Origin of the sequence: Methyloversatilis sp. XJ19-49 (assembly GCF_024580145.1) — a bacterium.
In the GTDB taxonomy this organism is placed as follows: domain Bacteria; phylum Pseudomonadota; class Gammaproteobacteria; order Burkholderiales; family Rhodocyclaceae; genus Methyloversatilis.
In genome coordinates this window covers 51,859-70,522 of the sequence record NZ_JANINI010000011.1, presented here as the reverse complement: position 1 = coordinate 70,522, position 18,664 = coordinate 51,859, and the positions used below count along the sequence as shown (strand labels likewise).

Below are 18,664 nucleotides of genomic sequence, written 5' to 3'. Positions count from 1 at the left end.
ATCACCGACATCCGGATGAACAAGGCATTCACGAAGGAAACCGACACCGAGGAAGAAGATCCCGAAGTCGTCACAGCGCTGCCGCCCGGCAGCAAGAACTACATGACGCTCGCCGGCTACGGCCGACTGCGGGCCGAGCTTGACCAGCTGGTGCGCGATGAGCGCCCGCGCATCGTTGAAACAGTCGCCTGGGCCGCCTCGAACGGCGATCGCTCGGAGAACGGCGACTATATCTATGGCAAGAAGCGGCTGCGCGAAATCGACCGTCGCATCCGTTTCCTGATCAAGCGCCTCGAATCCGCCACCGTTGTCGATCCGCAGGACCAGCAGAACGCCGACCAGGTGTTCTTCGGCGCCACCGTGCGCTACGAGGATGAAGATGGCAGCGAACAGACGGTGCAGATCGTCGGTGTCGATGAAGCCAATGCCTCGGAAGGTCGGATCTCCTGGATATCGCCGCTGGCCCGCGCCTTGTTGAAGGCGCGTGAAGGAGACCTGGTCCGTGTGCAGAGTCCGGCCGGGTTGCGCGAGATCGAAGTCACGGGAATTTCCTACCGCTAGGCGTACTCCACGGATGTCTTCGCGTCCTTCACTGCACTCGAACCCCGTTTTTCAACCACAGGACACCACCATGCGTCGCTTGCTGACTGCCGCACTGCTCACCCTGATCGCCGCACCGGCCATCGCTGACATCACCGTCAAGGACCCCTGGGTCCGCGCCACCGTGCCGCAGCAGAAGGCCACCGGCGCCTTCATGCAGATCACCGCGCCGAAAGCCGCCCGACTGGTCGAAGCCAGCTCACCGGTGGCCGGCGTGACCGAAATCCATGAAATGACGATGGACAAGGACATCATGCGCATGCGCGCCATCCCGGGCATCGACCTGCCGGCTGGCAAGGCGGTGGAGCTGAAGCCGGGCGGTTATCACGTCATGCTGATGGACCTGAAGGCACCGATCACCGAAGGGCAGGACGTGCCGGTGACGCTGGTCATCGAGGGCGCCGACAAGAAGCGTGAAACGGTGGTCATTAAGGCGACCGCGCGCGCCCTGGGCGCAAGCGGTGCGATGGATCACAAGCACTGAGCGAGGCCTCGCGGATCGCGCGGCGCTCGACCGGGTCCGGCTATAGTCCGGCTTCCCGGACCGCATCACGCACCGCATGACCGTCAGCCTGACCGACCCCGCCATCCTGATTGCGCTTCTTGCCGTTGCACTGCTCGGCGGCGTGCTGAGCGCCATCTGGCTGCGCAGCCGCATGGCGCTGGAGATCGAACGCGCGCAGGCCGAGCGCACGGCCCAGCTGTTGACCGCGCAGGAACGGCTGCGCGCCGCATCCCTCGACATCGATCGCCTGCGCGCGGAATTGAAGGTGAGCGGTGCCGACCGGGCCACGCTCGACCTTCAGCTGCAGCAGGAGAAGTCGGCGCGCGTGCGTGCCGAAACGCAGGCCCAGCGTCTGCCGGCGCTCGAACAGGCGCTGGCTGACGCCCGGCTCGCCCACGACCGGGCGCTGGCGGAAGGCGCCGCGCAACGCCAGTCGCTGGCGGAGGCCGTGGCCGGATTGCGCACCCAGCTCGACGCCGAACGCAGCCAGACGACCGAAAAGCTCGCCCTGCTCGACGCTGCGCGCGACCAGATGGGGCTGCAGTTCCAGGAGGTGGCGAACCGCATCCTGGAAGAGAAGAGCCAGCGCTTCACGCAGCAGAACCATGACAACCTCGGTCTGCTGCTCAATCCACTGAACGAGAAGATCAAGGCCTTCCAGGACCAGGTGGCGCAGACCTACGACCGCGAATCGAAGGAGCGGCTGACGCTGAAGAACGAGATCGAGCGGCTCGCGCTGCTCAATGCGCGGATCAGCGAAGATGCGGTCAATCTCACCCAGGCGCTCAAGGGCAGCAACAAGTCGCAGGGGATCTGGGGCGAAATGGTGCTGGAAAAGGTGCTCGAATCGTCCGGTCTGCGGCGCGGGCACGAGTACGTCGCCGAGGAGAGCTATGCCGCTGACGACGGCAACCGGCGCCGGCCGGACGTGGTCATCCAGCTGCCCGAAGGCCGGCACATGATCATCGACGCCAAGATGTCGCTGCTCGGCTACGAGCGCTACTGCAGCGCCGACAACGACGCCGCACGCGCCGCGGCGCAGCGCGATCACGTGCAGTCGATCCGCGCCCACATCAAGGGGCTCTCGGACAAGAACTATCCGATGCTCAACGGGCTGAAAGCGCCCGATTTCGTGCTGATGTTCGTCCCGGTCGAGCCGGCGTTCATGCTCGCCGCCACCAGCGACACCACGCTGTTCGAGGACGCTTTTGCGCGCAACGTGCTGCTGGTCAGTCCGAGCACGCTGCTGGCGGTACTGCGCATGGTGGCCAACGTCTGGCGACAGGAAAGCCAGGGCCGCAACGCCCAGCTGATTGCCGAACAGGGGGCGCGGCTGTACGACAAGTTCGTTGGCTTCGTCGAAAGCCTCGAAGAGATCGGCAAGCGCATCGATCAGACGCAGAAGGCCTATCAGGATGCACACGGCAAGCTTTCATCGGGTCGCGGCAATCTTGTTCGACAGGTCGAGAACCTGCGCCAGCTGGGTGTGAAGCCGGCGCGGCAACTTCGCGCCGGCCTGTTGCCCGACGAGTTGGCGATCGAGGGGTCGCCGGATACCGAGCTTCCCGACTGAGGCGCACGCAGCGTCGGAGCGGCCTCAGCCGGAGGGTGAAGGCCGGGCGCGCGAGGGCCGTCGCAAGGGCGCTGGCCGTCATCAACATTAAAAGTGGTCAGCGGCGGTTTTCAGGGTTTTTTGCGCGCTCAGGAAACCTGACGCGCCCTTCACCCCACAAAGCAGCAGTGGCATGCCTTGACCGGTTCGCTCGGACAGCGCCGGCCGACCGGCATGGCCGAGGTCTGCAGCATGGCGGGCAGACCGCATGACGTCGCCCCATTGACGCGTTCGCCATGCGCGACAGACCAGGAGATTCCGAATGAACTACCGGATGCTCGCCCTCATCGTTGCGACGACTGCGCTCGCCGGTTGCGCCGCAGTGCCCCCGCACGACACCCGCGCCACCACGCTGCCCGGCGTGGCCGAAGTCAGTCCAGGCAAGGCAGGTGTGTATGTTTTCCGCACCGGCTACAGCAGTCCCGCGCTGCCGATCGATGTGCTGCTCGACGGCGAGCCGATCGGCTCGACCGTGTCGCAAACGCATCTGTTCAGGGAAATCGAACCGGGACGGCACACACTGGGCTCACAGCTTCAGTTCACGTCGAAGCTCGAGTTCGACGCCAAGCCGGGCCAGATCGTGTACGTGCGGCAGGACCTGTGGCTGGGTTACCTGCAGGTTCATACGCGTCTGCGCAAGGTGCATCCGGACGATGGCGCGCGTGCGGTGCGCAACACGAGGCTTGCTGTCTCACGCTGAGGGGTCACGCGGCGCGGAATGTCGCTGCGGTCTTACAGCATCCTGCCCTGACGGCATGGACAGGACTCGCCTTGGTGCGCACCGGACCTGCCTATGCGGGCACCCTGGCGGATCAGCCCGGGCGTTCTCCATCGCGGGTCCTACAGCTTGTGGGAGCCCGACTACATCGAACTCATCCGCAAGAACTAGGCTGCAGTCATGGGCATCCATTCGATGCCTGCCACTCTATGGAGGTCCAAAATGACTTTAGCCCGAACAGCCCTTGCACTTGCGATAGCCGCATTTTCCGTGTCGGTCAGCGCTCAGTCGTATCCGAGCAAGCACCAGAAAGAGGTTATGCCGGAGGCGCAGCAATCCGAAAGTCAGAAGAAGTACCAGCCGGAACAGGACCGGGCTCGTCAATCGAAGGAATACCCGAGCGAACATGCCAACGACGTGGTGCGCGACCGGGACACCAAGCAGAAGGCGTCCGAGCTTGCGGATGAACGCGAACGCCGCCCGGAGGGCCAGACCACCCCTCAGCCCCGCAACTGACGGTTGAGCGGCCCGATCCCCTTGTCGTTCGCGACCGGCACGGATGGCGAGGACAGCCCGCGATTTACCGTGAGTTGTGCTGCTCGCCGCGGGGCTTTTCAGGATGCAACGGGCGCCGCGCGATTGACGTCAATCGCTTGCAGGATCGCCACCGAAAACCACTTCGGACGCGTAAACGACAGAGGCCTTCTTGCGAAGGCCTCCATTTTCAGCTGTTTGTTCTGGCTCCCCGACCTGGGCTCGAACCAGGGACCTACGGATTAACAGTCCGGCGCTCTACCGACTGAGCTATCGGGGAACAAAGAGGGCGCGATGATAGGTTGTGATCCTGCGCACGTCAAGCAATTGATACGTGACTTTCTTCGCGCTGACTGGCCGCCACTTCGGAGCGCGATCGATTTATGATCGCGTCACCTGAAGGTCACAACAACCTTCGCCGAAAGTCCGACTTACCGCTCGCCCCACGGCACGAGGCCAGCCTGCCAGCGCAGATCAATGAACGAAAACGCGGTATTCATCAAGACTGAGGCGGGCGAGGATGCGGTGTCGAAACGCACCATCGTTCAACGCAACCTGCGTTCGGTGCTCATCATGATCGACGGGCGCACGCCTGTCGGCAATCTGGCTCAGCAATTCGGTGATCCGCTGATCGTCGAAGGCCTGGTCGGCGAGCTTGAACACCGCGGACTGGTGCGCCGGGTGGATAGCGCCGGCGTCGAAGAAGACGCCGACCGCTCGGAACTGTCTTCCATCATGGTCGATATCGAAGATCTGGTCAGCCAGCCGATCACGCCGGTTGCCGATGACATCCGGCGCGCACATGACCGTTCGTCCGCGAAGGAATCGCCTGTGCTGGACGAATTCGCGATGGCCATCCCCGAACTTACTGCTCCTGCGGCGGCGGCGGTCGCGGTCGCGCCGTCGCCGCCGGCTGACAGCGATGACGTCCGCGGTGCGATAAGACGCGCGATGATGACCAGTTCCGCGGACGCCGGCGTCGAAGACCGCACATCCGGGCCGCTGCGGCGGCTGTTCGACCTGTTTGCGGGACGCGTCAGCGGTGCCGAACGCAAGGGGCCGCCGAGCTCGCTCGCCAAGCGGTTTGCGGTCGGCAGCCTGTTGCTGGTCGTGCTGCTGGTCGGTTTGTTCTTCTTCTATCCCTACAGCAGGCATTTGCCGCACATGGAAAAGCTGGCGAGCGAATTGCTCGGTCAGCCGGTGCGCATCGCATCGGTATCGCCCAGCATCTTTCCCGAGCCATCCATTGCACTCGAGGGCCTGCGTGTCGGAGCAGGCGGACAACTGGAAGTCGCCACCGTCAAACTCATTCCCCGTGTCCTGACGCTGCTGTCGGAACGTACGGTGATGCGCGAAGTGCGCATCGAGCGCGCGGGATTGAATATTGCCTTCCTGCCCGAATTGTCGAAGCGGCAGGACATCAACTGGGCATCGCGCTGGCTCAAGGTCGAGCACATCAGTGTCATCGATTCCAGCCTGCTGCTGCTCGACGGATCCATCGGCGACCTGAATGGCACGCTGGACATCAACGAGGACGGCGCATTGACCCGGCTGTCCCTGGCCAGCGCGGATGGCCGACTCAAGATGCAGGGCAGCATCGAATCCGGTGCGTGGAATGTCGCGCTCACGGCCCTGGGCTGGCGTACGCCCGGCCAGCCGTCGCTGCTGCTCGACGTTCTCGAAGCGACCGGCACGCTGAACAGCCAGCGTCTGCAGTTCGACAAGGTGGACGTCAAGCTTTATGGCGGTTACGCGGTGGGCAGCCTGTCCGTCGGGCTTGTCAGCCCGGCTGCCGTCGAAGCTGAAATGACCACATCACGTCTGGCCATCGCGGACTTGCTCAAGGTGTTTGCGCCCACGCTGCTGCTGACCGGAGACCTGTCTGCCGCGATCGCCATCCGCGGCGAGGGGGAAACGCTGGAAGGCCTGCGCGGCACGCTGCGTGCGTCGGGCAGATTGGGCGTCCAGCGCGGTCAGATCGAACGCGTCGATCTCGTGCAGGCGGTGCGCATTCCGCGTGCGGATGGTGTGCGCGGCGGCAGCACGCGATTCGATGATCTCGAAGGCGATGTCGTGGCGGATGCCTCCGGCCTCAGCCTGACCGGTGCGACGATGTCGTCCGGACTGGTCGGTGCCCAGGGAGACATCCGGCTGGCCGACGGCCTCATCAACGGTCGTCTGGACGTCAGCCTGCGAGGCAGCGCCACCACGGTACGCGCGCCGGTCAGCATCGAAGGCAAGTACGCCGATCCGATCGTGCGCCTGCGGCGGTGACGAGTTGGTAGCCCGTTCGTAGCCCGTTTCGTCCTCGCGTCGCTCCCGATCGGCCTGCACAGACATGTGCCGGGGCTTGCGTTCGATCAATCAACGCCGGCACCGATGCCACAACACTCGCTCGGGCTGCTATCGTGTGCAGGTGATGTGCCGTTTCAACAGATTCCTGCTGACCGTCCTGCTCGTGGTCGCGCTGCCGTTGCAAGGTGGCGTGGCCGCGGCAATGATGTGTTGCGTGCCGGTTCAGGCGCACGCGGTGGCGACAGCGCACGATGCTGCGCCGGACGCACACGCGCTGCCGGCGCACTGTGTCGAAACGGCTGCCCTCGATGAGGGCGCCTCGCTGTCCTCGCAGCCTTGTTCCAATTGTGCCGCCTGCTGCATCGCAGGCGCGCTGACACCGGCTGCGCTCCCGCTGTGCGCAGACACCGCGTTCCACGAACGGCCATTGGCTGCCCTCAGCGGCCCGTTGTCCTTCATCGCCGAAAGCGCGGAGCACCCACCCAGATACGCCTCCGTCTGACGAAACCCTGAAGCCCGCACCCGGTGCGGGCATCGATTCACGTCTTGCGCGAGGCCATCATGGTTCACCTTCATCCGAAAACGCTGCTCGTCTGGGCAGCGCTCGCTTCATCTGCCGTGTGGTCGGCCGACCCCGTCGATCCGGCTTCTCTCGTGCCGTCGGCCGTTCATCGCTCGGCGCTCGACGGCTATCGCGGACATGCCGGAGAAACCGTCGGGTCATGGCGTGACGCCAATGACCGGGTCGCACGGCAGGCCGGCGCTCATGCGCACGGAGCGCCGGTCGATCATCCGGATCAGCAGGCAGACCCGAAGCTCGACGACCCGCACGCGGGACATTCGGCGCCAGCCGGCGCGCCCGCAGAGGGCTCGTCGACGCATGACCATGGCGTCGGCAACCCGGCCGCCCAAGATCACCACATGCATCACGGAAAGCCTGCAACCGATGCCGGGAACGCTCCGCATCATTGCATGCACCACGACAACGCTGCGGGCGGCGGCATGAAGCACAAGCACGACGCCTGTCCGATGAAGAAGGAGGGCGGTCATGCGCACCACTGATCCATCGCGCTGGCGTCTGCTGCCGCTCGCGACTGCGCTGACGCTGCTGGCCGGTTGCGCCAGCTTCAGCCCCGACGGCGGCTTCGGCGCGGTCGAGCAGACCACGCGCGAGCGGCTCGGCAAGGAGGTGAAGTGGGCACGCAGCGACGAAGACCGTGCGGCGGTCGCCGAACGCGTGGCCAGCCTGCTCGGCCAGCCACTGACGGCCGACGATGCGGTGCAGCTTGCGTTGCTGAACAATCGCGGCCTGCAGGCGGGTTTCCACGATCTGGGCATCAGCGAAGCCGAGCTGGTGCGCGCCGGCAACCTGCCGAACCCGCACTTCTCCATGTTCCACGCCAGCAAGAAGGAAAACGGCGTGCGCGACTACAAGATCGAACAGGCGATCACCTTCAACGTGTTTTCATTGCTTACCCTGCCGCAGGCGATCGAGGTCAACAGGCGGCAGTTCGAACAGACCCAGCGCGCGGTATCGCTGCAGGTGCTGCGGCTGGCGGCCGATGTGCGGCGTGCGTGGACCCAGGCGGTCGCAGCCGGCGAAACGCAGCGCTACATGGAACAGGTGATGGATGCGGCCGATGCCGGTGCCGAACTGGCGCGCCGCATGCAGGCCGCAGGCAATTTCAGCTCACTGGCGCGGGCGCGCGAGCAGGGCTTCTACGCCGATGCCGCGCTGAACCTTGCCCGTGCGCAGCAGGCGCATCAGGCGGCGCGCGAGCGGCTGACCCGGCTGCTCGGGCTGTGGGGCGAACAGACCGCGTTCAAGCTGCCCGAACGTCTGCCCGATCTGCCGACAGCGGCCCTTGATGCCCCCGATATCGAGCGTCAGGCGATGGCGTCGCGCATCGATCTGCAGATCGCGAAGCTCGATGCCGAAGCGACCGCGCGCAATCTCGGGCTCACGAAAACCACGCGCTTCATCGACGTGCTGGAGATCGGCCCGGCGCGGGTGCTCGAAGGCCGGCGCGGCGAGTCCTACAAGAAGGGCTACGAGATCAGCTTCGAGTTGCCGCTGTTCGACTGGGGCAGCTCGCGCGTGGCGCGTGCCGAGCACATCTACATGCAATCGGTCGAGCGGGTCGCCGACGCAGCCATCAACGCGCGCTCCGAAGTGCGTGAAGCCTATGGCGGCTATCGCTCCGCCTTCGACATCGCTCGCCACTATCGCGACGAAGTGGTGCCGCTCAGGAAGCGCATTTCCGACGAAAACCTGCTGCGCTACAACGGCATGCTGATCGGTGTGTTCGAACTGCTGGCCGATGCCCGGTCGCAGGTCGCCAGCGTCAATGGCTACATCGAGGCCCTGCGCGACTTCTGGATCGCCCAGGCCGATCTCGACATGGCGCTGATCGGCAAGCCCGATCTTGCGGCGCCGCTCTCGCCTATGGCAGCTGCGACCGCTGGAGCCGGACATTGAACCCCGGGGCAGCGGCGTCGCTGCGGGAGCGGAGAGGGTTCTGTGCGAGCGGAGAGGGTTCTGTGGGAGCGGCGATCCACTGCTGGCCCTGCATGGCCAGCCGGCTCTGCGGGCGGCGAGCAGTGCTCGCCGAAACCCCCGCGCCGCCCTCGCCGCGATCGGCGCGTTGATCAACGATCATCGCGGCATCCATCGCGGCGAGGCCGCCGCTCCCACAATCCGTTGCATCGAATTCGAAGGACATGACATGACTTCCCGCAGAGATTTTTTGCTCAACGCAGGCATCGCAGGCGCCGCGGTGGCGGCTGCCTCGGTCAATCGCGTGGCGCTGGCCGCCGTGCCCGAACCGGTGATCGAAACGTCGGCCGATACGCGCGGCCCGTTGATGCCTTCCACGGGGCGCCCGTACAACCCGGTCGTCACGCTCAACGGCTGGACGCTGCCCTGGCGCATGAATGCCGGCGTCAAGGAGTTCCATCTGGTGGCCGAACCGGTGGTGCGCGAAATGGCGCCCGGCTTCAAGGCCCATCTGTGGGGTTACAACGGCCAGTCGCCCGGCCCGACGATAGAAGTGGTCGAAGGCGACCGGGTGCGCATATTCGTGACCAACCGCCTGCCCGAGCGCACCAGCGTGCACTGGCACGGCCAGCGCCTGCCCAACGGCATGGACGGCGTCAGCGGCCTGACCCAGCCGGCGATCCCGCCCGGCAAGACCTTTGTGTATGAATTCACCGCGCGCCGCCCCGGTACCTTCATGTACCACCCGCACGCCGACGAAATGACGCAGATGGCGATGGGCATGATGGGTTTCTGGGTCACCCACCCGAAAGCGCGCCACCCGCACATCGCGCAGGTCGATCGCGACTACGTGTTCCTGCTCAACGCCTACGACGTCGACCCCGGAAGCTACACGCCGAAAACCATGACCATGCTGGATTTCAACCTGTGGTCGTGGAACAGCCGCATCTTCCCGGGCATCGCGCCGCTGGTGGCGCGGAAGAATGACCGCGTGCGCATCCGCATCGGCAACCTGACGATGACCAATCACCCGATCCACATCCACGGCCACGAATTCGAGGTGACCGGCACCGACGGCGGCCCGGTGCCGAAGTCGGCGCGCTGGCCGGAAGTGACCACCGATGTGGCGGTCGGCCAGATGCGGCAGATCGAATTCATCGCCGACGAGGAGGGCGACTGGGCCTTCCACTGCCACAAGAGCCATCACACGATGAATGCCATGGGCCACGACATCCCGAACCTGATCGGCGTCGATCACGAAGGGCTGGCGAACCGCATTTCGAATCTGGTGCCGGGTTACATGGCGATGGGCGAGCGTGGCATGGCCGACATGGCGGACATGAAGATGCCGCTGCCGGAGAACACCGCGCCGATGATGACCGGCGACGGCCCGTTCGGATCGGTCGAAATGGGCGGCATGTTTTCGGTGTTCAAGGTGCGGCGTGACCTGAAGCCGGGCGATTACAGCGATCCGGGCTGGTATGCGCATCCTGTCGGCAGCGTGGCGCATGAGGTCGACGGCGCGGCAGTCCCCTCGTCAAAGCCTGCCGAAGACGACACCCACGGTGCTTCATCGATGCCCCGGCAGCAGCAGCCGGAGAAAGATATCGAAGTTCAGGTGCGCAAACCGGCAGGCGGCGCGCACGATCACCATTGATGCGGGCAGTAATTCAGTCCGGCGGGTAATCGGCGTCGTCCAGTGCTTCGCGGAACAGCGCTTCGTCCTTGCCCGACTCGATGCGTACCCGCTTGCCGGCGATGTCGATGTCGACGGTCGCATTGGCGTCGACATCGGAAATCGCGCTACGGATGCGACCGGCGCAATGACCGCAGGTCATGTCCGGTACGGTGAATTCGATCATTTCTGGCCTCGCGAGCAAAATGGAAACCCCTGATCATGGACCTTTAAGCCGTGCGCGGGTGAAGTCATCGCGCAGATCGCTGACGCAGCGCGTGACCTGCCTGTCCATGGCGCACCGTGGCAGGGTTGCCGGGCGTCCCGAACCGCCCGCGAGCCGAAGGCATTGCCCTGCTCGGGGTGCGGGGTGCGGGGTCCGCGACGCAGCGGCACGGGCGCTGCGCTTGCCCGATGCTCAGTGCCTGAGCAACTGATGCGCTTCGTAATCGGCGTGATGCCACTTGACCCGCGCCCTGAACTGCGCATTCCCGCCGCCTTTTCCGGAGACTGCAAACCGGCACTTCAGCGTGATGTCGCCGTCCTCGAATTCCGACACCAGCTTGCTGCCCGCGTCGCACGCGAGCGCCTGGTCGTCGAGCGCCGGTTGCAGCGACAGTTCGGTGTCGTCGTGGCTGCCGGAAAACTTCACCACGAATTCGAACGGCTGCGTCACGTCCGCGTACGGAATCATGCACACCACGGTTTTCGAGTCGCGGGTCTGCGCCTCGATTCTACATTCGGGTTCGCCGCCGGCATGGGCGCTGGCGGCGAACAGCATTGCACAGGTCAAAAGGCTGAGGATGCGGTTCATGGCGGAATGTGTAGCGTCAACGTGACAGGACAGTGTGGCGCGGCATTCTGACTGTCCTGCTGCGCCAGACCACGGATCTCATCGGAGGAACCTGCCGTGACACCGGCATCAGGCTGCGCTCTGGTAAAGCCAGCCGAACATGAGCAGGCCGCTCGCCGCGATCCAGCTTCCGGCGACGCGCACGGCGATGCGATGCCAGTCGCGCGTCAGCGCGGCGATCTGTGAGGACAGCAGAAGCGTAAGCACACAGACGGCGCTGATGGCGCCGACCAGGCCTTGTACGCCGATCCCGGCCGGCGTCATCGTCGGTCCGTTGGCCAGGCCATGGAGCAGGCCGGCAACGACGGCGACCGCCACCACTACGGCGACATGAAGCCTGCGGTCCAGCGCCACCATCATGCCGGCGAGCGCAAAGGTCGAGGTGGTGAGCAGCGGCTGGGTTGCCATCAGTTGCCAGCGCGTGCCGACCAGGCCACCCACCAGCCAGGCCAGCGGCAGCGCGAGCGCAGCGAGGCGGGCCGCCGCGGTACCGCGCTGGCCGGCAAGCAGGGCGGCCGCGATCACGACCAGCAGATCTTCCGGTGTGATCAGTACATGGGCGATGCCATCGTAGAAATCACCGAAGCCGGTGCTGGCGAGATGGGCGCGTGCCGGCGCGGCAAACACGGCGAGCCCGGTTGCCAAAGCACCGGTCCAGGCTTTTTTCATGCAAGCGCTTTCCACATGAAGAACAGCCCGGCGATCGCCACACCGCCGCCGGCGGCCCGCACCACCTTGCGGCCGAACTGACGCCCATGCACCGTGCCAATCAGGATGCCGACGGCGTGCAGCAAGCCGGTGGAGATGACGAAACCGAGGCTGTACATCAGCGCGCTGGCGCCTTCCGGCAACTCAGCGCCATGGGCGTGTCCGTGAAAGCTCGCGAACAGCGCGGTGATCAGCGTGGCCAGCATCAGCGGCGGCCGCTGTTCCGTGAGCACCACAGTGCCGAGCACGATGGCCGAGGCGGCGATGCCGATCTCGACACCGGGCAGCGGAAAGCCGAGCAGGCCCATCAGACCGCCCAGCGCCATCATCAGCGGAAAGGCGACCGGCAGTACCCAGATGGCCGGCTGGCCAAGCACCGCGCCCCACAGCCCGACGGCGACCATCGCCAGCAGGTGGTCCATGCCCGATACCGGATGCGTCAGGCCGGCGATCAGGCCGGTCGCCTGTCCGGCTTCCTGGTGCGCCAGTGCCAGCGCCGGGGTGAGTGCGGCCAGCAAAGCGGCGGCACGCAGAAAAAGACTGAACGGAGTGGTTTTCATGTGATGACCTTCAACAGGATGGCGACGCGCTGCAGGGTCCAGAACGCGCCCATTGACCCGACTACGTAGCCGGGCAGTCGCTGCAGCATTTCATTGCGCTCGAGCTGCAGCAAACGGATCGATCGTGCGAGCAGCAGCATGCCGATGACGAAGCCCAGTTGTCCGACCTCGACGCCGACGTTGAACATCAGCAGCGCCAGCGGGATCTCTGCTTCCGGCAGACCGATCTGCGCCAGACCGCTGGCGAAACCGAAACCGTGCAGCAGACCGAAGGCAAAGGCCACCACCCATGGATTGCGGATGGTGAAGCTCGACTGGCCGCGCCAGGTGCGTGCGACTTCCAGTCCGAGGAACAGGATGGACAGGGCGATGCTGGCATTCAGCGGTGCTTCGGCCACGCGCACGATACCGAAGGTCGCAGCCGCCAGTGTGATGCTGTGCGCCACGGTGAACGCGGTGATCGTTTTGACCAGCGTCCAGCGATTGCCGACCAGCAGCAGAAGCCCGAGCACGAACAGCAGGTGGTCGATGCCGAGCAGGATGTGCTCGACGCCCAGATAGATGTAGGAGGCGATGCCGTCGGCGTCAGTCTGGCCGATACCGCCGATGCGCGCCGTCTTCTGCGCCGAGCTGATGGTGTACACCTTGAACGGCGCTTCGAGCCAGTACAGCTTGACCAGCACGGCCGAGTACGTTTTGCCTATGCCTTCTATAGTGAGCTTGCCGCGCAGGCCTTCCTTGCCACAGCGCAGCAGTTGCCCTTCCGCGGTGCATCCTTCCGGCCATTTCGGCGTCAGTTGCTCGCTCGCCGGTACTTTGCCGCTGGCCGACCATTGCCACAGAAAATCGCTGGTGGTGAGCTGTCGCAATTCCAGTTCGGCAATACTCAGCTCATGAGCCTGCGCAGGGCCGAACAGCAGCGCGATCAGCAACGCGAACAGCGCACGCAACACGTTCAAAGGATGGGTGCGCTTCATTTCGGGCCGGGTTCCTGCCGGATGGTGTACTTGCGCGCCTGGCTGCGCACGGCCTCCGTGCGCAGTTCGGCCATCACCTGGTCGGTCCAGTCCTGCAGCACGACATTGCGCACCACTTCGTAGTCGGCGGTCTTGCCGGGTGTCATGGCCGTCACGCGGATCGCGTGCCAGCCATCCTTGGCCTGGAGCGCAACCCATTCATCCGGGCTGGCCTTCTTCAACGCCTCGGTGAATGATTCGCCGTAGGTCTGAACAATGGTCGGTTCAGGCCGGGTCTTGAACACCCGCAAGCCCGCCTGTAGGTCGTCGGGTGGGTTGCCGGTATTCAGGACTGCCACAAAGGCGCGTACCGAAGCCTCGCCGGTGTCGCCCGCCAGCACCGCTTCCTGGAAATCGAAGCGGGCGGGTTCGTCGTACTTGTTACGGCGTTTTTCGAACCAGGCACGCAGCAGTTCATCGTCAACCGGTGGCCGCTTAAGGCTGGCTTCGATGATGCTCAGCGCCTTGAACACGACGCGCTCGCGGATGTTCTCGTCGCCGCGATCGACCTGGAGGGCCAGTCCTTCGCGGTACAGCACCTCATTATCGATCCAGTTCTGGCGCAGCGACTGCAGTTCGGCTTCGGTCGGCACACGCCCGCGCGAAGCCTGAAAAAGTTCGATGGCATGTTGATCGACCGCGGCGTCGACGACGATCACTTTCGGGTCGTAATCCTTTGCCGAGATCGCGTAGTCGATGCCGAAAATCAGTGCGCCCAGGATGAGAAAGTGCAGCAGCGGGTCACGCAGCCAGCCGTTGCGTGCTCGACTCGGGGTGACGGGGGCCGCTGTGCGGGCACCGGCGTCGGGATAGGGCGTAGACAAGGAGTGTTCTCGTAAGCGGGTAAGGTCGGCCGCGTGGAACGCGCCGCAAATGCAGGCGGCCATGGCCGACAATAATGAAAGAAGGCGCCGCACATCACGCGCAGCGCCCCGGGGGCATCAAGGCCATCGGATCAACAGCTGTTTTTCTGTTGATCCGATGGCCTTGTGCAGCAGCCTTGATCAGCCCTTGCGACGTGCGCCAATCAGCACCGCAGCCAGACCGAGAGCCAGCATCAGTGCCTGTGTCGGCTCCGGCACGGCGCTGATGGTCAGGTTGTCGATGCCGGCGCCTGCGGCGCTGCCGAAGGTGATCGACTTCGCGACGCCACTGAACGAGGTCGAAGTGAAGTTCCAGTTGCAGTAAGGCGAATCGCTGCAGCCGTTCATCGCGTTGGTGACCACAGCGAAGCCGGACAGCAGGGTGCCCGTGCCGTCGAGGCCGGAATAGACACCGACGATCACCGGTGCTTCGGCGGTCGAGTAGAAGAACGACGCGCCGGTGAAGCCCATGGCGAAGTTCATTGTCGCATCCGCGCCGACCACTGCCATGACGCCGGCGGGCGACGGCGCGTTGGAGAAGTAGGGGCCCAGTTCGTCGTTCTGGAGGGCCAGAGCGTCGAGGCCGAAGGACACGCCGAGTGCTTCGACGGCGCCGTTGTAGTAATCGCCGATCGAATCGAAGCTGGCCGGGCCGTCGAAATCGACGAGCACGTCAGCAGCGAAGGTCGGGGCGCTGGCGAAGAGGCCGGCGGCCAGCAGGGAAGCCAGTTTGAAGTTCATTGCAATACTCCAGATTTAGGTTCAACAGTGACAGCGCCACCCGACCGGGCGGCGCTGTCTTTCTTCATTACTTCACGCCTGCAACCTTGGTCGAACGTGCAACTTCGATGAAGATCGGGTTGCTGTAGAACCACAGGTCGGCCCAGCCTGCCACGTCGTAGGACAACATCTTCTGTCCATCGACGACGGCCAGATGATTCGGGCAACCGTCGATTTTCCCGTCGTTCACCGTGTGGGTCACACCATTTGCCGGCACATTGCTGCCGGTCACCGTGCAGGGGATGGTCATCGGGGCGACGGCACGGTTGTCTGCACTGTCATTGGTATAGACATCCGACAGCGGGTTGCCGTTGGCGTCGGTTTCGTACGGCACACCCGCCGGCAGGTTGGTGCCGCGCAGACGGATGTACTGCGAAGCCGACACGGCCGGAATACGGAACACCATGGTCTTGTATTCCGGATTGCCCGGCGCGGTGGCCCAGGTCGACTCGTTGAAGGTCTTGTACAGGGCAGCCGTGGTGTTCTTCGCCGCAGCCGGCACACGAGCCATGTCCGGGTTCTGGATCCACTTGTCCGGCCATTCACCCGCATAGTCCGGGTTGCCCGGCTGCTTGTAGCCGGTGACCATGCCGCGGATTACATCCACGTGATCCAGCACCGGGGCGTTCAGCGGCTGGTTGATGCCGACCTGTGCCAGCGACGGGTTGGCGAACGAGTAGGGCGAGAAATTGATGCCCGACGGATCGCGTACCACAATCGCGACGACGACTTCGGCACCCGGGCGCACCTTCAGCTTTTCGCCCATGGTGGCGCAACCGGCGACGTCGGTGTCGGTATTCGACATCGCGGCGGCGGTGGCCAGTGCTTCGACGGCGGCGTCGCTGCGGAAGCCGAAACCCTTGTAAGAGGCGCAGGCGACGAAAGCCACGCGGTCGACCAGTTGTCCCGACGCTGCAAAGCTGTTGCCGCTGCGCAGGCCGTCAACAATGGTTTGCGGGCGCATCTTGTCGGCACCGGTACGTACCATGACGAAGTCGCGCTGGTATTCCCCCGGAAAGTAGTCCTGAGTCGTGCGCACGTCGTTGGTGCCGAAATCGCCACGGTTGTGCCAGTCGGAGCTGGCGAAGAACCACCAGTTGCGACCTTCGCCCAGCAGCGCATCCCACACGCCACCGATCTGTGCGGCATAGACACCGGTGCCACCCCAGGTGGTGCCGCCGACCGAGTCGCGACGTCCGAGGGCGCTGCCGAAGTTGTTGCGGTTCGGGCGGTACTCGCCGCGGTCGCTCGATGCGCCGTGACCCGGCTGGCTTTCGAAACCGAAGGCAATCATCGGGCCTGCGTTGTTGAAGTTGCGCAGGTGCTCGATGTTGAAGCCATTGCTGCCATTCGGGTTGAACGGGCCTGCACGCTCGAGGTGGGCGGGCACGTAATAGCTGCCGTTCGGGTGATATGCAGCCATCCACTTGATGCCTTCGACCGTCTTCAGGTGACCATTCAGACCACCGTTGTTGGTCAGTTTGGCGGCCGTGGCATCCCAGTCCGGATTGGCTTCGTTCGCGCTGCCGGGAACCGAACACTGCCATCCCTGACCGCCGCCGCGACTGTTGTCGCGGTCGTTTCTGTCGAAACAGTAGGACCACTGCGACAGCGCTGTCGCATTGCCCAGCGGGGTGTAGCCCGGTCCAGATGGCAGCGACACGTTGTCGAGTGCCTTCGGAAGTTGTCCAGTAATGACGGTCATTGAGGTGTGCTCGTGACCGGACACCACCGACTCCATCCCCATGAAAACCGGTACGCCCTTGAGTGCCGTCAGGTATTCGGTGACCGGATACTGGAACTCCTGCATGGACTGCCAGCGCCACATGCGCGGATTGGTCTGCGCGTTCAGCGGGGTGCCGTCGGCAGCATTACCCTTGACAGCGCCTGCACCGATGGTGGCGGCCCAGGTGGTGTTCGGACCCACGCCCTCGATGAACGGGTAGGCCGGCGTGGCGACCGTTTCGTCTTCCACCAGCGTGCAGTTGCGGTTGCCATTGCCACCGTGACCTGCCTGAACGAACCAGTCCAGACCCCAGGGGGTTTCAACCTTGTCGGTCGACTTCTTGATCTTCGTCTGCATCGAGGTCGAACCATCGGAGCAGGTGGAGTGATTGTGGAAGTCGCCGGTCATGTAGGTGCCGGCTGTCTTGCCGGCGCTGGCCACGCCAGGTGCCATGCCGATGGCCACGGCGCTGAGCGCCATGGCGACAGCGGAAGCGACCGGCGTCATTTTCGTTTTGAACATCATGTATAGAGGTCCTCTCAGGAAGTACGAAGGGCGATCGTGAGTTTGGTCCGGATCAGAACCAACCCTCGGGATTGTCTCGACACAAGATGACCTCAATATGTCACGCGTCCATAGTCCAAATGCCGGCAGGAATAGTCCGAGCTATCCACCGATCCGGCTCTTTTCAGACGGCGACGCCGCAGCAACAGTCGGCGAAAACACCGCGACGCAAACCGTACTGACTTCAGGCCGGCGCTTGCTTGATCTGGCGAGAGCGCACTGACACGACAGCTATTCACACGTCTCCAATAATTTTCATACGAACGTTATTCATAATCCGTGACGCTTTGATGACACGCCTGTCGCCCTGGTTTTCAGACTGAAAAGGCGTTCATCACGAATTTGTCACGCGCAGAGCGTACGTTTCGTCACCGTTTCATTTGCGGGTTTCCGGCAATCCGTACCTGTTTTCGCTTGCCACATGGTTGCGCAAGTCGAAAAACGCTGCATGGCCTGCAACGCTGCAGGGGCCCTCAGCACGCTGACCGGGCGAAAGCCTGACTATTTCTCCATACAGACGCTCATGCAAAGCGAAGTTTTCGGCCTCTTTCCCATTCCCGTGATGCGCGTGCACGCTGCCCTCGACCCGGAACTGGTCAGCGGACTGGTGCAGCATTTCACCGCTCAAGCCATTCAGGCGAACAACACATCGTCCAACCTGACCCATACCGCCATGCTCAAGCCGGGCGACAGTCCGCTGCTGGTGGAAGCGGCGCGCGTGCTGACGCCGCGATTGAGCGAGTTCGGCGCCCTGCTGTTCGGCGAGCAAATGCCCTGGTCGCTGAAGGAAATGTGGGTGAACGTGATGGATCAGGGCGGCTACCAGGCCATGCACAACCACGCGAACAGCTTCATATCCGGCATCGTCTACCTCACGCCCATACATCCTGATTCGCGCACCGTGCTGATGAAGTCGCCCGGCGGGTCGGAGTTTTCCTTCAAGAACGATCACAAGGGCATCGCAGTCGGGCCGTACAACGCCGAACGCTGGGTCAGCCCCCAGCCCGAGCCGGGTGATCTGGTCATGTTCCCGAGCTATCTGATGCACTCGGTTCCCCACAATGTGGGCGGGCGACGCATCACCATGCCGTTCAACGCCATTCCGGCCAGCCTCGATTCCTGGGGCTACAGGATTGCCTTCAGCGGCTGACGTGGCGG

The 18,664-nt window shown here is 64.2% G+C and carries 18 protein-coding genes and 1 tRNA gene; 9 read left to right on the top strand and 10 right to left on the bottom strand.

What is annotated here, in order from left to right; all coding sequences use genetic code 11:
• Positions 1-15 precede the first annotated feature (15 nt).
• The 5 genes from greB to NMQ16_RS13805 all read left to right on the top strand — a co-directional run bounded on the left by greB (position 16) and on the right by NMQ16_RS13805 (position 3,951).
• On the top strand, positions 16-561 hold the full coding sequence (gene greB, locus NMQ16_RS13825; protein ID WP_257081378.1) for a transcription elongation factor GreB: 546 nt from the start codon (positions 16-18) through the stop codon (positions 559-561).
• A 70-nt stretch (positions 562-631) separates the two neighbouring features.
• Positions 632-1,084 carry a copper chaperone PCu(A)C gene (locus NMQ16_RS13820; RefSeq protein ID WP_257081376.1) on the top strand — a complete coding sequence of 151 codons (453 nt, stop codon included), beginning with the start codon at positions 632-634 and terminating at the stop codon, positions 1,082-1,084.
• 76 nt (positions 1,085-1,160) lie between these two features.
• A complete protein-coding gene (gene rmuC / locus NMQ16_RS13815; RefSeq protein ID WP_257081375.1) occupies positions 1,161-2,678 on the top strand; it encodes a DNA recombination protein RmuC in 1,518 nt (505 codons plus the stop codon).
• Positions 2,679-2,979: 301 nt separating this feature from the next.
• Positions 2,980-3,417, top strand: a complete 438-nt coding sequence (locus NMQ16_RS13810; protein WP_257081374.1) for a DUF2846 domain-containing protein — start codon at positions 2,980-2,982, stop codon at positions 3,415-3,417.
• 240 nt (positions 3,418-3,657) lie between these two features.
• The gene (locus NMQ16_RS13805; RefSeq protein WP_257081372.1) at positions 3,658-3,951 is read left to right on the top strand and encodes a hypothetical protein; all 294 of its coding nucleotides are present in this window, start codon (positions 3,658-3,660) and stop codon (positions 3,949-3,951) included.
• A 222-nt stretch (positions 3,952-4,173) separates the two neighbouring features.
• On the opposite strand, the gene NMQ16_RS13800 is transcribed toward NMQ16_RS13805, so the two are convergent.
• Positions 4,174-4,249, bottom strand: a tRNA-Asn gene (locus NMQ16_RS13800).
• A 197-nt stretch (positions 4,250-4,446) separates the two neighbouring features.
• On the opposite strand from NMQ16_RS13800, the gene NMQ16_RS13795 reads away from it, so the two are divergent.
• Positions 4,447-6,243 carry an AsmA-like C-terminal region-containing protein gene (locus NMQ16_RS13795; RefSeq protein ID WP_257081371.1) on the top strand — a complete coding sequence of 599 codons (1,797 nt, stop codon included), beginning with the start codon at positions 4,447-4,449 and terminating at the stop codon, positions 6,241-6,243.
• A 741-nt stretch (positions 6,244-6,984) separates the two neighbouring features.
• Here NMQ16_RS13795 and NMQ16_RS13790 read toward each other — a convergent pair.
• Positions 6,985-7,314: a hypothetical protein gene (locus NMQ16_RS13790; RefSeq protein ID WP_257081367.1), complete on the bottom strand. Its 330-nt coding sequence runs from the start codon at positions 7,312-7,314 to the stop codon at positions 6,985-6,987.
• On the opposite strand from NMQ16_RS13790, the gene NMQ16_RS13785 reads away from it, so the two are divergent.
• Both NMQ16_RS13785 and NMQ16_RS13780 read left to right on the top strand, forming a co-directional pair.
• A complete protein-coding gene (locus tag NMQ16_RS13785) occupies positions 7,313-8,743 on the top strand; it encodes a TolC family protein (protein WP_257081365.1) in 1,431 nt (476 codons plus the stop codon). The genes NMQ16_RS13790 and NMQ16_RS13785 overlap by 2 nt on opposite strands.
• A 247-nt stretch (positions 8,744-8,990) precedes the next feature.
• The gene (locus tag NMQ16_RS13780; protein WP_257081364.1) at positions 8,991-10,418 is read left to right on the top strand and encodes a multicopper oxidase family protein; all 1,428 of its coding nucleotides are present in this window, start codon (positions 8,991-8,993) and stop codon (positions 10,416-10,418) included.
• 13 nt (positions 10,419-10,431) lie between these two features.
• On the opposite strand, the gene NMQ16_RS13775 is transcribed toward NMQ16_RS13780, so the two are convergent.
• From NMQ16_RS13775 to NMQ16_RS13740, 8 genes are all read right to left on the bottom strand, one after another.
• Complete coding sequence (locus NMQ16_RS13775; RefSeq protein ID WP_257081363.1) at positions 10,432-10,623, bottom strand: heavy-metal-associated domain-containing protein; 192 nt, start codon at positions 10,621-10,623, stop codon at positions 10,432-10,434.
• 231 nt (positions 10,624-10,854) lie between these two features.
• Positions 10,855-11,217, bottom strand: coding sequence for a hypothetical protein (locus NMQ16_RS13770; RefSeq protein WP_257081362.1), 363 nt, complete (start codon positions 11,215-11,217; stop codon positions 10,855-10,857).
• A 141-nt stretch (positions 11,218-11,358) separates the two neighbouring features.
• The gene (locus NMQ16_RS13765) at positions 11,359-11,958 is read right to left on the bottom strand and encodes a HupE/UreJ family protein (RefSeq protein ID WP_257081361.1); all 600 of its coding nucleotides are present in this window, start codon (positions 11,956-11,958) and stop codon (positions 11,359-11,361) included.
• Positions 11,955-12,557 carry a HupE/UreJ family protein gene (locus NMQ16_RS13760; protein WP_257081360.1) on the bottom strand — a complete coding sequence of 201 codons (603 nt, stop codon included), beginning with the start codon at positions 12,555-12,557 and terminating at the stop codon, positions 11,955-11,957. Before NMQ16_RS13760 ends, NMQ16_RS13765 begins: the two co-directional genes overlap by 4 nt.
• Positions 12,554-13,534, bottom strand: coding sequence for a HupE/UreJ family protein (locus tag NMQ16_RS13755; RefSeq protein WP_257081358.1), 981 nt, complete (start codon positions 13,532-13,534; stop codon positions 12,554-12,556). The genes NMQ16_RS13760 and NMQ16_RS13755 overlap by 4 nt, the downstream gene beginning before the upstream one ends.
• Positions 13,531-14,397, bottom strand: a complete 867-nt coding sequence (locus NMQ16_RS13750; protein WP_257081354.1) for a peptidylprolyl isomerase — start codon at positions 14,395-14,397, stop codon at positions 13,531-13,533. Before NMQ16_RS13750 ends, NMQ16_RS13755 begins: the two co-directional genes overlap by 4 nt.
• A 180-nt stretch (positions 14,398-14,577) precedes the next feature.
• Entirely contained in the window at positions 14,578-15,177 is a 600-nt protein-coding gene (locus NMQ16_RS13745) for a PEP-CTERM sorting domain-containing protein (RefSeq protein WP_257081353.1), read from the bottom strand.
• Between the two features lie 67 nt (positions 15,178-15,244).
• Entirely contained in the window at positions 15,245-17,467 is a 2,223-nt protein-coding gene (locus tag NMQ16_RS13740; protein ID WP_257081352.1) for a hypothetical protein, read from the bottom strand.
• A gap of 601 nt (positions 17,468-18,068) precedes the next feature.
• On the opposite strand from NMQ16_RS13740, the gene NMQ16_RS13735 reads away from it, so the two are divergent.
• Complete coding sequence (locus NMQ16_RS13735) at positions 18,069-18,656, top strand: 2OG-Fe(II) oxygenase family protein (protein WP_257081515.1); 588 nt, start codon at positions 18,069-18,071, stop codon at positions 18,654-18,656.
• The last annotated feature ends 8 nt before the right edge of the window (positions 18,657-18,664 follow it).